Annotated in this window: 9 protein-coding genes; 1 reads left to right on the forward strand and 8 read right to left on the reverse strand. The window is 71.9% G+C overall.

Annotation, left to right across the window (positions count from 1 at the left end; translation table 11 throughout):
* Positions 1–286: 286 nt before the first annotated feature.
* On the reverse strand, positions 287–1,753 hold the full coding sequence (locus ACFQ3T_RS27555; protein WP_380727406.1) for a family 43 glycosylhydrolase: 1,467 nt from the start codon (positions 1,751–1,753) through the stop codon (positions 287–289).
* A gap of 410 nt (positions 1,754–2,163) precedes the next feature.
* Here ACFQ3T_RS27555 and ACFQ3T_RS27560 point away from each other — a divergent pair, with 410 nt between their 5' ends.
* Positions 2,164–3,579 (forward strand): family 43 glycosylhydrolase, encoded by a 1,416-nt coding sequence (locus ACFQ3T_RS27560; protein ID WP_380727408.1) that lies wholly within the window; start codon positions 2,164–2,166, stop codon positions 3,577–3,579.
* Between the two features lie 92 nt (positions 3,580–3,671).
* Here the strand turns inward: ACFQ3T_RS27560 and ACFQ3T_RS27565 are convergent, their stop codons facing one another.
* The 7 genes from ACFQ3T_RS27565 to ACFQ3T_RS27595 form a co-directional block, all read right to left on the reverse strand.
* Positions 3,672–4,676: a sugar phosphate isomerase/epimerase family protein gene (locus ACFQ3T_RS27565; protein ID WP_380727410.1), complete on the reverse strand. Its 1,005-nt coding sequence runs from the start codon at positions 4,674–4,676 to the stop codon at positions 3,672–3,674.
* Positions 4,673–5,809 carry a Gfo/Idh/MocA family protein gene (locus ACFQ3T_RS27570; protein WP_380727412.1) on the reverse strand — a complete coding sequence of 379 codons (1,137 nt, stop codon included), beginning with the start codon at positions 5,807–5,809 and terminating at the stop codon, positions 4,673–4,675. The genes ACFQ3T_RS27565 and ACFQ3T_RS27570 overlap by 4 nt, the downstream gene beginning before the upstream one ends.
* A 43-nt stretch (positions 5,810–5,852) precedes the next feature.
* Positions 5,853–6,899, reverse strand: coding sequence for a substrate-binding domain-containing protein (locus tag ACFQ3T_RS27575; protein ID WP_380727414.1), 1,047 nt, complete (start codon positions 6,897–6,899; stop codon positions 5,853–5,855).
* A gap of 50 nt (positions 6,900–6,949) precedes the next feature.
* A complete protein-coding gene (locus tag ACFQ3T_RS27580; protein WP_380727423.1) occupies positions 6,950–7,942 on the reverse strand; it encodes an ABC transporter permease in 993 nt (330 codons plus the stop codon).
* A gap of 11 nt (positions 7,943–7,953) precedes the next feature.
* Complete coding sequence (locus ACFQ3T_RS27585) at positions 7,954–9,483, reverse strand: sugar ABC transporter ATP-binding protein (protein ID WP_380727416.1); 1,530 nt, start codon at positions 9,481–9,483, stop codon at positions 7,954–7,956.
* A 571-nt stretch (positions 9,484–10,054) separates the two neighbouring features.
* Positions 10,055–11,257: an ROK family transcriptional regulator gene (locus tag ACFQ3T_RS27590; protein WP_380727418.1), complete on the reverse strand. Its 1,203-nt coding sequence runs from the start codon at positions 11,255–11,257 to the stop codon at positions 10,055–10,057.
* Between the two features lie 100 nt (positions 11,258–11,357).
* The coding region (locus tag ACFQ3T_RS27595; RefSeq protein ID WP_380727421.1) for an ABC transporter substrate-binding protein at positions 11,358–13,971 on the reverse strand (2,614 nt) is incomplete at its 5' end.

The raw sequence follows: 13,971 nt of genomic DNA on the forward strand, positions 1-13,971 counted from the left end.
GCCCGGCATACCCACTCCAGAACGTGAGACGGACCAACTGCCCGGACGGCTCGACCGCCGGCGACCCACACCCGGCCAACAAACCCACGACCGTCACGAGGACGGCAGCCACCAGACGGAGGCGACGACCCCGAACCCACGTTCTCGGTGCCAACAGACTTTCCTTCCACGACGGAGACGACCGGTGCGCGGTGGAACGGAGCGGGGCACCGGGCCGTGCTCGTCCCGGTGCCCCTGCCACGCCGTCCTCACCGCGCCCGAGGACTGGCCGGCCGACGATCCGCCGCTAGCCGACCATCCACTGCTGCGCGTTGTTGTTCAGGCACGTCCACTGGCGCACCTCGGACCCCGGCGCGGTGCCGAAGTTGTAGTTGTCCAGGCACAGGCCGCTGTGCCGGTTGACGAGCGTCGAGTAGCCGCCGCCCACCGGGTTCAGCCGCCACTGCTGGACGGCCAGGCCGTTGCACGTCCACTGCTGCACCACCGAGCCGGGCGCGGTGGCGAAGTCCTTGTTGTCCAGGCAGAGCCCGCTGTGGCCGTTGGCGAGCGTGTAGTAGCCGTCGCCGGTGGGCTGGAGGTACCAGTCCTGCACGGGCAGGTCGTTGCAGGTCCACTGCCGGACCTCGGCGCCGGGGGCGGTGCCGAAGTTGTAGTTGTCCAGGCAGAGGTTGCTGTGCCGGTTGCGGACCTCCACCCGCGACGGGCCGCCGGTCTCGCCCGACGGGCCGGGCAGCACGGTCGACGTGGACACCGGGACGCCCAGGTTCGGCGTGCCGTCGGCGTTCCACGAGATCTTCTGCACGCGGGTGGTGCGGGTGGTGCCGCAGCCCTGCGACGCGGACGAGTTGGCGTGGTAGGCGATCCACGTCTCGGTGCCGTCCGGGGAGGTGAAGAACGAGTGGTGGCCCGGACCGTAGACGCCGTTGGCGTCGCTGCGCTGGAAGATCGGGTTGCCGTGCTTGAACCACGAGCCCTGCGCCAGCGGGTCGCCGCCCCGGTACTCCAGCATGCCGAGCTTGTAGTTCGGGCCGTTGCAGTGGCTCGCGGAGTACGTCAGGAACGTGCGGCCGTTGCGCTGCAACGCGAACGACCCCTCGTTGACCGCGCCGTCCTGCCGCTCCCACGCCAGGGTCGGCGCGGAGATGCGGGTGCCGAAGGCGCTCGCCTGCACCGGGCTCGCCATCGGCGCGATGTAGAGCGACTGGAGGTTGTCCACCGGCGAGAAGGCGGAGAACGTCATGTACAGCGCGCCGTTGAGCCGCAACAGGCTGGCGTCGATCGCCCACCCGTTGTTCGGCATCAGGTTGATCACCCCGCGGTAGGTGTACGGGCCCATCGGGTCGGAGCCGGCGCTCTCGGCGACGTGCGTGCGCCGGGGCGCGCCGGACTGCTCCACCGAGTAGTACAGGTACCAGCGGTTGCCGACCATCTCCAGGTGCGGCGCCCACATCACCGTCCCCGGGGTGCGGTGCACGAGCTGCTCGGGCGCGCTGCGCAGGCCCGCGATCGACGTCGACCGGCGCATGACCACATCGGACGACCACGTGGTGGCGACGTAGTAGTACGCGCCGTTGTACTGCACCAGCGTCGGGTCGGCGCTGTTGGGCGCGCCGACGACGGGGTTGGTGAACGACGGGCCGGGCGCGGCCGCCGCCCGGTCGTGACCGACGGGGCTCAGGACGAGCCCGAGGACGACCGCGGCGACGAGCAGGACAGCTCGGGCAACCGTTCCTCGGCGTTGAGCGAACAGCACAACCACTCCTCAATGAGGTCGGGAGAGCGGACGGGAGGACGAGGCGGCGGCGTCCCCGACGAGGGTGACTCACGTCACTCGCATGTGTTAACGCTAACAGCATCCGCGCGGAAACCTCAAGGGGCGATTGTGCGCGAGCGGAAAGGCGTCGATGGTTGACAACGCCCCGGCAGCGGGTTTATCCATACCGCACACCCGAAGCACGACCACGAACCGCTCAACCCGAAATGTTAGCGATAACATTGCGCCGGATTCCGCAGCGACCAGCACAGATGCCCTGATCCGCGGACCACGGCCGGCCAATGTTTGGACGCCACTGGCGCACGACGGCCAGCGTGCGACGAGAGGACAGCTCAATGACGAGTGCGCGTCTTTCCCCGCGCGGACGACCGAGAACCGCGATCGTCTGGGTGATCACCGCCCTGCTGGCGGGGCTCACCACCGTGGTGGCGGCTCCGGCCGCCCAGGCCTCGCCCGCGGTGCAGTACACCAACCCGTTGGCCGACCAGCGGGCCGATCCGCACATCTTCAAGCACACCGACGGCTACTACTACTTCACCGCGACCGTCCCCGAGTACGACCGGATCGTGCTGCGCCGCGCCACCACCATCCAGGGCCTGGCCACCGCGCCCGAGACCACCATCTGGCGACGGCACACCACCGGCGAGATGGGCGCCCACATCTGGGCGCCCGAGATCCACTTCATCAACGGCCGCTGGTACGTCTACTTCGCCGCCGGCCGCACCGACGACATCTGGCGCATCCGCCCGTACGTCCTGGAGACCACCAGCGCCAACCCCCTCACCGGCGCCTGGACCGAACGCGGCCGCGTCAACGTCCCGTGGGACACCTTCTCCCTCGACATGTCCACGTTCGTCGTCAACGGCGTCCGCTACCTCACCTGGGCCCAGGCCGAACCCGGCATCGCCACCAACTCCAACCTCTACCTCGCCCGCATGGGCGCCAACCCCTGGTCCATCACCGGCCCCGTCGCCCGGCTCACCGTCCCCACCCTCGCGTGGGAGACCCGAGGCGGGGTCAAGGTCGCCGAAGGCCCCACCGTCATCCAGCGCAACGGCCGCGTCTTCATGACCTACTCGGCCAGCGCCACCGACGCCAACTACTGCCTCGGCCTGCTCACCGCCTCCGCGACGGCCGACCTGCTCAACCCGGCGTCCTGGACGAAGACCCCCCACCCGGTCTTCGAGTCGAACGCGGCCACCGGCCAGTACGGGCCCGGCCACAACTCCTTCACCGTCTCCGAGGACGGTCAGAGCGACATCCTCGTCTACCACGACCGCAACTACCGCGACATCACCGGCGACCCCCTGCGCGACCCCAACCGCCGCACCCGCGTCCAGAAGCTCTACTGGAACGCCGACGGCACCCCCAACCTCGGCATCCCCGTCCCCGACGGCGCCACGCCCGTCCGGCTCAAGTCCTACAACATCGCCGACGCCTTCGTCCGGCACTGGGAGTACGCCGCCCGCCTCGAGACGAACGTCAACCCGCTGGCCGACTCCCAGTTCCGGATCGTGCCCGGCCTGGGCGGCTCCGGAACGGTGTCGCTGGAGTCGACCAACTTCCCCGGCTACTACCTCCGGCACCGCAACTACGAGTTCTGGGTGGAACGCAACGACGGCTCGGCGACGTTCCGCGCCGACGCCAGCTTCTTCCGCCGAGCGGGCCTGGCCTCCAGTTCCGGCGTCTCGTTCGAGGCGCAGAACTTCCCCGGCTACTTCATGCGCCACTACAACATGAGGCTCGTCGTGCAGCAGGTGCCCGACGCGATCGGCCGGGCGGACGCCACGTTCGTCCTGGAGTGACGCCGCTGCGGACCGGGTGACCCGGCGGGGTCACCCGGTCCGCAGTGGACTGGTCGGCCGGCGTGCCCGCGGGCGCGCCGGCCGGCGACGTCCTACTCCCCCGTGCTGAACGCGGCGTCGAACGACGCGGCGGGCGGGTCGAACAGGTGCCGGCGGATGAACCCGACGGCCTCCTCCGCGCCCCGCAGCCGGTCCATGCCGGCGTCCTCCCACTCCACCGAGATCGGCCCGCGGTAGCCGATCGCGTTCAGCGCCCGAAACGACTCCTCCCACGGCACGTCGCCGTGACCGGTGGAGACGAAGTCCCAGCCGCGGCGCGGGTCGGCCCACGCCAGGTGCGAGCCGAGCCGCCCGTTGCGCCCGTCGAACCGCTTCTTCGTGTCCTTGCAGTCGACGTGGTAGATCCGGTCCGCGAAGTCGAGGATGAAGCCGACCGGGTCGAGGTCCTGCCAGACGAAGTGCGACGGGTCCCAGTTCAGGCCGAACGCGGGCCGGTTGCCGACCGCGTCGAGCGCCCGCCGCGTCGTCCAGTAGTCGTAGGCGATCTCGGACGGGTGCACCTCGTGCGCGAACCGCACCCCGACCTCGTCGAACACGTCCAGGATCGGGTTCCAGCGCCGCGCGAAGTCCTCGTACCCGCCGTCGACCACCTCCCGCGACACCGGCGGGAACATCGCCACGTACTTCCAGATCGACGACCCGGTGAACCCGACGACGGTGTCCACGCCGAGCCGGGCGGCGGCACGGGCGGTGTCGGCCATCTCGGCCGCCGCGCGCTGCCGCACGCCCTCCGGCGAGCCGTCGCCCCAGATGCGGGCGGGCAGGATCGCCTTGTGCCGGAAGTCGATCGGGTCGTCGCACACGGCCTGGCCGACGAGGTGGTTCGAGATCGCCCACACGTCCAGGCCGTACGACCTCAGCACCGCGCGCTTCGCCTCGACGTAGTCGTCCTCCGCCAGGGCCCGGTCCACCTCGAAGTGGTCGCCGGCGCACGCGATCTCCAGCCCGTCGTAGCCCCAGCCCGACGCCAGCCGGCACACCTCCTCGAACGGCAGGTCGGCCCACTGTCCGGTGAACAGGGTGACGGGGCGGCTCATCGGGCGTCTCCAATCGTGGTCCACGTGGACTGCCGCGCGGCGCTCTCCTCCACGGCGGCCAGGACGCGCTGCACCCGCAGGCCCTCCGCGAAGCCGGGCGACGGGTCGGCGCCGTCGCCGATGGCCGTGAGGAAGTCCGCGATCTCGTGCGTGAAGGTGTGCTCGTAGCCGAGGAGGTGGCCGGGCGGCCACCACGCGGCCAGGTAGGGGTGGTCGGGTTCGGTGACCAGGATGCGGCGGAACCCGGCCTCCCGCCCGTCGGCCTCGAACACCGACAGCTCGTTCATCGACTCGAAGTCGAACGCCAGGCTGCCGCGCGAGCCGTTGACCTCCAGCCGCATGGCGTTCTTGCGCCCCGACGCGTACCGGGTCGCCTCGAAGGTGGCCAGCGCGCCGGACGAGAAGCGCGCCAGGAACACCGCGGCGTCGTCCACCGTCACCTCGCCGCGCCCGTCGCCGTCGGGCCGGGACGTCACGAACGTCTCGGTGGTGGCGCTGACGCCGGTGATCAGGTCGCCGGTGACGTACTGCGCGGCGTCCACGATGTGCGCGCCGAGGTCGCCCAGCGCGCCGGAGCCGGCCAGCTCGCGCCGCAGCCGCCAGGTCATCGGCGCCTCCGGGTCGGACAGCCAGTCCTGCAGGTAGACGGCGCGGACGTGGCGGACGTCGCCGATGCGGCCCTCCGCCACGATGGCGCGGGCCAGCGCGATGGCGGGCACCCGGCGGTAGTTGAACGCGACCATCGACCGGACGCCCCGCCGGGCCGCGTCCTCGGCGGCGGCCGCCATCGCCTCGGCCTCGGCGACGGAGTTCGCCAGCGGCTTCTCGCACAGCACGTGCTTGCCGGCGGCGAGCGCGGCGAGGGCGATCTCGGCGTGCGTGTCCCCGGGGGTGCAGATGTCGACGACGTGGACGTCGTCCCGGGCGACGAGCGCGCGCCAGTCGGTCTCGGTGGCGGCCCAGCCGTACTTCGCGGACGCCTCCTTGGTGCGCGCCGCGTCACGTCCGCCGAGCGCGGCGAGCCTGGGCGTCAGCGGCACGTCGAAGAACCGGTGGACGCTGCGCCAGGCGTGCGAGTGCACCGCGCCCATGAACGCGTGGCCGACCATGCCCACGCCGATCTCTTCCGTCATCAGCAGCCTTTCGAGCGGTGCCCCACGAGGCGATCGGACCGGGTCAGGAGTCGAAGCCGACGTCGAGGTACTGGTCGACGTTCTCCTTCGTCACCACGGCCGAGTAGGTGGTGATCGACGCCGGGACGTCGTGCTCGGCCAGGTCGCCGATGCCCTTGGCCTGGCCGAGCAGGCGGGCCAGGGCGATCGCCGAGGACGACATCGACGGGCTGTAGAGGACGGTGGCCTTGACGACCCCGCTGTCGGCCTTGATCAGGTCCATCATGTTGCGCGAGCCCGCGCCGCCGACCATGACGAACTCCTTGCGGTTCGCGCTGTCGATGGCCGCCATCACGCCGATGCCCTGGTCGTCGTCGTGGTTCCACAGCGCGTCGAGCTTGCTCGCCGACTGGAGCAGGTTGGCGGTCTGCTGCTCGCCCGACTCGGACGTGAACGACGCCGAGACGCGCGGGCCGACGGAGAAGCCGGCGCGCGCCAACGCGTCCCGGAAGCCCTTGCTGCGCTCCTGGGTGAGCGGCAGGGAGTCGATGCCCGCGACCTCGCCGATGACGGGGTTCGAGATGTTCTTGGCCTTCATCTGGGCGGCGATGTACTCGCCCGCGTTGACGCCCATGCGGTAGTTGTCGCCGCCGATCCACAGCCGGTAGGCCAGCGGGGTGTCGAAGACGCGGTCGACGTTGACGACCGGGATGCCCGCGTCCATGGCCTGCCGGCCGACCTCGGTGAGCGCCTTGCCGTCGAACGGCAGCACCACCAGCACGTCGACCTTGTCGTTGATCAGCGTCTCGACCTGGCCGATCTGCTGGTTGACGTCGTTGGTGCCCTCGGTGGCCTTGAACGTGACGTCGGAGAACCGGTCGGCCTGCGCCTTGGCGTTCTTCGTCATCGCGGCCATCCAGCCGTGGTCGGCGGCGGGCGCCGAGAAGCCGATGGTGACCTGCTTGCCGGGCTGGGTGTTCTCGCCCGAGCCGCCCGCGACGGCGTTCGGCGCGGTGTTGGCGCTCTCGTTGGACGTGCAGCCGGCGAGGAGCGCGGCGGTGCCGACGGCGGTGGTGCCCCAGAGGAAACGGCGTCGGTCGAGTGCGGGCATGGCTGACTCCCGTGCGTTGGGTCGGGTTGGGACGTGGTGTACCCCGTGCGTCAGGTGGCGTGGGCGCTCCGGCGGCGCGCGGTGGTGCGCTGGAGGAGCACCGCGGCGACGATGATCACGCCCTTGGCGATGTTCTGGATGTCGGTGTCCAGGTTGTTCTGCGTGAAGATGTTGCCCACCACGGTGAAGATGAGAACGCCGATGAGCGTGCCGATCAGCGAGCCGCGGCCACCGGTGAGGAGCGTGCCGCCGATGACGACGGCGGCGATGGCGTCGAGCTCGTAGAACATGCCGTTGGTCGACGCGCCGGACGTGGTGCGGGCGACGACCATGAGGGCGGCGATGCCGCAGCACAGCCCGGCGATGCCGTAGACGAGCGCGGTGTGCCGCCGGACGTCGATGCCGGCCAGGCGGGCGGCCTCGGCGTTGCCGCCGACGGCGAACGTGCGGCGGCCGAACGTGGTGCGGTTGAGCAGCACCCAGCCGACCGCGAACACCGCGGCCAGCATCCAGATCAGCACCGGCACGCCGAGGACGTCGCCGCGGAAGAACGTGGTGAACCCGGTCTCGGTGACCACCTGGGTGCGGCGGCCGGACAGCCGTTCGGCCAGGCCCTTCGCCGAGGCGTACATGGCGAGGGTGGCGATGAACGGCACTATCTTCCCGTACGAGATCAGCAGGCCGTTGACGAGCCCGCAGCCGAGGCCGACGAGCAACGCGCACAGCACCATCACCACGGGTCCGTAGGACTGGGTGGCGACGGTCGTCATCCACACGCCCGCCAGCGCCACGATCGACCCGACGGACAGGTCGATGCCGCCGCTGATGATCACGAACGTCATGCCGACGCTGACCACGCCGATCGCCGCGGCCAGGCGCAGCATGGTGGAGATGTTCGCCTCGGTCAGGAAGCTGTCCGGCCGGGTCGCGTAGCCCACCGCGCACAACACCACCAGCACGCCCAACAGGCCGGTGAGCCGCAGGTCGAGGGCACGCCGGTGCTTCCGCTCCGCCCTCGGCGGTGCGGACTTCGGGTCGAGCACGCGCACTTCCGTCACAGGACCTCCTCGGTCGCGGTCCCTTCGGTAATGGCGCTCCCCGCCATCACGATGTCCAGCACAGCGGCCTCGGTCAGCTCGTCGGCCCGCCGGTCGGCGACCACCTCGCCGTCGCGCAGCACCAGCACCCGGTCGGCCAGGCCCAGCACCTCGGCCACCTCGCTGGACACCAGCACCACGGCGACGCCGGCCGCGGCCAGCTCGTGGACCACCCGGTACAGCTCGGCGCGCGCGCCGACGTCCACGCCGCGCGTCGGCTCGTCCAGCAGCAGCACGTCGCAGCCCCGCACCAGCCACCGCGCCACGACGGCCTTCTGCTGGTTGCCGCCGGAGAACTCGGCGACCAGCCGCCTCGGGTCGGCCGGCCGCAGGTCCAGCCGTTCCAGCGTGGCGCGCGAGTCCGCCAGCTCACGGGCGCGGTCGACGAAACCGGCGCGGCTGTAGGCGGGGAGGCTGGACAGCGTCACGTTGTGCGCGACCGACAGGTCCAGCAGGAGGCCCTGCGCCTTGCGCTCCTCCGGAGCGAGACCGATGCCCGCCCTCACCGCCGCGACGACGCTGCCCGGCCGGACCGGTTTCCCGTTGACGGCGACCTGCCCGGAGTCGGGCTTGCGGGCGCCGAACACCGTCTCCAGGATCTCGCTGCGCCCGGCGCCGACCAGGCCGGCGATGCCCAGCACCTCCCCCGCGCGCACGCGGAACGTGACGTCCTTGAACTCGCCCTTCCGGGTGAGACCGGTGACGGTCAGCACCTCGCGGCTCTCGTCCACGGTGGACGTCTCGCGGTGCGGGAAGACGGTCTCGACCTTGCGGCCGGACATGAGGTCCACCAGCTCGGCGGTCGGGGTGGTGGCGGGGAGGTTCGCGGCGACCGTGCGGCCGTCCTTGAGGACGGTGACCCTGCTGCCGATGCGGCGGATCTCCTCCAGCCGGTGGGAGATGTAGAGGACGGCGACGCCGTCGGCGGTCAGCTCGCCGACGATGCGGAACAGGTTGTCCACCTCGTCGGCGGCGAGCGCGGCGGTCGGCTCGTCCATCACGATGAGCCGGGCGTCGTGGGCGAGGGCGCGGGCCATCGACACCAGCTGCCGACCGGCGGCGGACAGCAGGCCCACCTCGCGGTCCGGGCCGATCTCCGGGTGGCCGAGGCGTGCCATCAGGGCCCGGGTCCGGGCGTGGGCGGTCCGGCGGCTGGTGAAGCCGAAGCGGGCCGGCTCGTGGCCGAGGAAGACGTTCTCCGCCACCGTGATGTCGGGGACGAGGTCCAGCTCCTGGTACATGGTCGCGACGCCGAGCCGCAACGCGGCCACCGGCGACGGGAGGCCGGCCGGCGCGCCGCGCCAGGTGATCGTGCCCTCGTCCGGCTGGTGCGCGCCCGACAGCACCTTGATCAAGGTGGACTTGCCCGCGCCGTTCTGCCCGAGCAGGCAGTGCACCTCTCCCTCGGCGACCTCCAGGTCGACCCCGTCCAGCGCGCGCACGCCGGGGAAGGTCTTGCCGATACCCGTCATCGTCAGCAACGTCATGCCGGATTACCTCCCTTTGCGGCGTTGGTGAGGGAGTCGCCGGAAGGTGGTCCAGCTCACTTTCCGGGGCGAGTTGCGGCCGATCTTGACAGTTCCACGCACCTTCTGACAAGAACTTGGGCCAACTTTTGTTCGTTCTTTGCGAAAGTCCTGCCACTTCTGACGGAAGCCGCCCGAAGTCCGAGCTTTCGGCAGGCCGGTTCGAGGCGCGGGGGTTGAGAGGTGATGCGGGCGGAAGCGGTGGGCAGGCCGGCGCGCTGGCGCGCTGGAGGGAGCAGCCGACAAGGCCGCCGGGCCGGATCGACGGATCGACGGATCGAGGCAAGGGCGGGGCGGCGGCTTGGGCAGCGGCGGCGAAGGGCCGGCGGCGAGAAGCAACGGTGGCGATCGGACGGCGGCTGCGGCGAACAGGCAGCGACGGCAGTAGCGGCGGCGGTGAAGTAGCGGCGGTGAGGCAGCGGCGGTGAGGCAGCGGCGGTGGCGAACGGGCGGCGGCTGCGGAGAACAGGCGGCAGCAGTGGCAGCGGCAGCGGCGGTGAGAGGTGGCGGTGAAGAGGTGGCTGCGGGTGGGTCAGCCTGCCGGTGAGAAGGCCCGGTCGGTGGCCGACCAGGCCGCGCCGGTCACGCCGGCCAGGTCGCCCAGCTCCGACAGCACGATCGGCAGGTTGCCGGTCGCCAACGGCAGCGAACGGCGGTAGACGGCGCTTCGCACCTCGGCCAGCAGCGAGTGCCCCAGGCGTGACACTCCCCCGCCGATCACGACCATGCCCGGGTTGAGGAAGCTGACGAGGGACGCGACGACGTGCCCCAGCCGCCGCCCGCCCTCGCGCACGAGGTTGGCCGCCGCGAAGTCGCCGGCCGCGGCCGCCGCGCCGACGTCCTCCGCGGTGAGCACGCCCTTGTCGCGCAACGCGGTGGCGAGCGCGACCGAACGGCCGCCGCGGGCCAGCGTGGTCGCGTCACGGGCCAGCGCCGAACCACCGAAGTACGCCTCCAGACACCCGACCTCGCCGCACGCGCACGCCGGGCCGAAGTCGTCCAGCCTGATGTGCCCGATGTCGCCCGCCGTCCCCGCCACACCCCGGTACACCCGCCCGCCGAGGACGATCCCGCAGCCGATGCCGGTGCCCACCTTGACGAAGATCAGGTCTTCGAGCGACCGCGCGACGCCCGCGTGGCGCTCGCCCAACGCCATCGCGTTGACGTCGTTGTCCACCGTCACCGGGCAGCCCCAGCGGCCGGCCAGCTCGTCGCGCACGGGGTACCGGTCCCAGCCCGGCATGATCGGCGGCGCGACCGGCATGCCGTCGCGGAAGCTCACCGGGCCCGGCAGGCCGACGCCCGCGCCGATGAGCCTGCCCGGCGCCTTCGCGTAGACGAGGTCGGCCAGCTCCGCGACCCGGCTCAGCACGGGCACGGGGCCGTCCCGCACGTCGCACTCCTCGCTGCGGCTCTCCAGCACCTCGCACCGGCCGTCCGTCACCGCCACGGTCACCGACGTCGCGCCCACGTCGATCCCGAGCACGCGCAGGTCGTCCGCCAGGTGGACGAGCGTCGACCGCCGCCCGCCCCGGCTCGCGGCGGGTCCGCCGATCTGCGCCAGGCCGACGTCCACCAGCCGGGCCAGCTCGGCGGTCAGCTTGGCCCGCGGCAACCCCAGCCGCTCGCCCAGCGCCACCCGCGACATCGCGCCCTCGTCGCGGAGCAGCGCCAGCAGCTCCGACTGCCTGCCGGAGACCACCCGCGGCTGCTGGCCGCTGCCCGTCGCGCTCATGCGCACAATTTACGGCCACCGGTCGCCGGCCACGTCCCGGCGGACCGGACCCGTCCGGCGGCCATCGGCCCACCGACGTGACGCCGGTCGGTCCGGTGGCTCAGCGGGGCGTCACCGGGCACCAGGACGCCCGTCGCAGGTCGATGTCCTTGCGGTTCGGGTAGTCGCCGCACGACGCCAGCACGGTTGGTGACGCGCCGTCGGCCACCCGCAGCACGGCGGTGAACTTGTCGATCGGCACCTGGCCGCCGCCGAAGTCGAGCACGCCGCTCTCCCCCGACAACGCCTTCGCGCCGCCGATGTCGCTCATCTCCTTCCAGATGTGGCCGGGCGACACGGGGATGCGGCCGAGCTGGGTCATGGCGTGCACGAAGAGGTACAGGGCGTCGTACGTCAGCGCGGCGTGCCCGTCCAGCGACGGGTTCCCGTCGCCCTCGCAGTCCTCCGGGATGAGCTTGCGCAACGTCTGGTGCATCTCGGTGGCCGCGTTGCAGCCCTGCGCCCCGATCGCGAACGACACGTACTCGAACGGGATCTCCGGGTGCTGGCCGCGCAACGTGTCGTCGGCGGCGTACCGCGCGACGTCGTCGCCCGCGAGCAGGCTCGGCGGGTCGCTCTTGCAGCCGGCGCTCAGGCCGTCCATCAGCTTGCCGAAGTCGGCGGGCCGGCCCGCGAAGAACACCACCTCGTCGTCGGGCACGTCGCACAGCCGCTGCCCGAGCCGCCTGGCTTCCGCACCCTGCTCGCTGCCCACCGGCCGGTACGGCTCCTCCCGCACCCCGAAGCCCAGCTCGCCGAAGTGCAGCGCCACGTCGGCCCGCAGGTTCGCCGCGTACGAGTCGGCCTCGTTGTCGGAGTGCACGATCACCACGGCCCGCTTGTCCGGGTGCGCGGCGCGCACGTGCCGCGCGGCGACCTGGGCCTGGCGGTCGTTGGTCGGCGACACCTGGAAGTACATGCGGGACGCGGTGGGCATCTCGTCGTCCGACAGGGTCGCGGCGACCACGGGGAGGCCGACCTCGCCGAGCTCGGCGATCGTGTCGCGGGTCGGCTTGCTGCTCAACGCCATCCCGAGCACGCCGACGATGCTCTTGTCCCGCTCCAGCAGGGACGCCAGCTTGGCCGCGACCACCTCGCCGTGCTGCATGGCCACGCCCGCGTTGCTCAGCAGCACGCGGATCAGCGGCTCGTCCGAGTCGGTGCGCTCCAGCAGCCGCGACTGCCGGGCGGCCACGCCGACGAGCCGCGCGGTGTTGCTGGCCAACGCCTCCCGCGCCGTGCCCATCGCGGACACGTACACCACCGTCGCGTAGGGCCGGTCGGGGTTCTCCCGGTGCGCGTCCAGCACCCGCCGGTTCTGCTCCACGATCAGGTTCTGGACGCGGTTGAAGCGCGCGATGTCCTTGTCGTCCGCCTTCCCGAACAGCGGCACCGGCCCCGTGGTCACGCCCACGCAGTCGTCGCCGATCCGCTGCACGGTGTGCGCGTCGGGGTTGTCCCGGTCGAATCCGCAGTGCTCGTGGCGCCACTGCTCGTCCGCCACGACGATCCCGCGCACGTGCCGGTAGCCGACCGTGGCGACCGACGCGAGCAGCATCACCACGACCAGCGCCAGCACCGACGTGCGCGACCAGATCGGGGCGGCGCGCACGGACAGCGTCGCCGTGGGCGGCACCTCGCCGCGCACGACGGTGACGGCGGGGACCTTCAGCGGCAGGAACCAGGCGGTGGGCCGGCGCGCGCGGCTGTCCGTGGCGAGCTTGCGCGTCCACATCTCGTAGGCGTGACCGGCCTGGCTCACCGGGGCGGGTTCGCGCTCGGCGGTGGTCTCCGCGTCCGGCGGCACCTTGACGCTGCCACTGATGATCACCAGGGGGTCGAACGCGCCGGTGTCGTTGCGGACGTCGTTGATGATCTTGAGGAGGGCGTAGCCGCCGTTGTCGCGGCGGATGCCGTCCAGCAGCACCACCGGGTACACGGTCCGGCGGGCCGACCGCAGCCGCCACCACGACCGGCGGTAGGTGCGGCGGACGTCCTCCAGGAACGCGTTGACGAGCAGCTTCGCCAGCTGGCCGGTGTCCTCGCGCGGTTCGGCGTTGCGGCCGGGGACGAGGGCGGACGTGAGCCGTTCGGCGAAGCCGATGAACGTGCCCGGGTCGTGCGGCGCGAGGTAGGGCTGGCGCAGCAGCCACCGGTACTCGCTGCCCGGCACCAGGCCGCGCAGCTTGGCGCGGAAGAGGAAGGACGGCACCAGCCTCACCACGACCCGCACCCACCAGGGCGCGGTTTCGGTGGCGGTGTCCAGCACTTCCCTGGGCAGCAAATCGTCACCGCTGCGACGGCGCAGGTCACGTTCCCGCAGCCGGGTCAGGAGGGTCGCGGCGGACTCGGGGTCGGCCCCGTCCAGCCGTTGGTTCATCAGCCAGTAGACGAGCTCGAACCGCCGGAACTCGTGCTTGCCGTAGCGGCCGTTGACGCCGGCCGACAGCTCGCGGGCGATCCGGACCAGCACCGACCCGACCGCTTCGAGCGTGGCCGGTTCGGTGGACGGCCCGCTGTCGAGCCCGCGGCCCGCGCCGGAGTCCGACTCGCGCGCGTCCGACTCGCCCGCCCGAGGGCTCGGGATCGCACCAGCCGCCCGGTCGAGCACCGAGCCGCCCGCCGCGGGACTCGCGGAGCCGGGGCCGGGGCCGGCGTTCGGACCCTGACCACCG

This window comes from Saccharothrix hoggarensis (assembly GCF_042678885.1).
GTDB lineage: Bacteria > Actinomycetota > Actinomycetes > Mycobacteriales > Pseudonocardiaceae > Actinosynnema > Actinosynnema hoggarensis.

Bases quoted from the DNA above. Each gene is read 5' to 3' on its own strand.
- ACFQ3T_RS27565 (WP_380727410.1), bottom strand. From the start codon at position 4,676: ATGAGCCGCCCCGTCACCCTGTTCACCGGACAGTGGGCCGACCTGCCG.
- ACFQ3T_RS27570 (WP_380727412.1), bottom strand. From the start codon at position 5,809: ATGACGGAAGAGATCGGCGTGGGCATGGTCGGCCACGCGTTCATGGGC.
- ACFQ3T_RS27590 (WP_380727418.1), bottom strand. From the start codon at position 11,257: ATGAGCGCGACGGGCAGCGGCCAGCAGCCGCGGGTGGTCTCCGGCAGG.
- ACFQ3T_RS27585 (WP_380727416.1), bottom strand. From the start codon at position 9,483: ATGACGTTGCTGACGATGACGGGTATCGGCAAGACCTTCCCCGGCGTG.
- ACFQ3T_RS27575 (WP_380727414.1), bottom strand. From the start codon at position 6,899: ATGCCCGCACTCGACCGACGCCGTTTCCTCTGGGGCACCACCGCCGTC.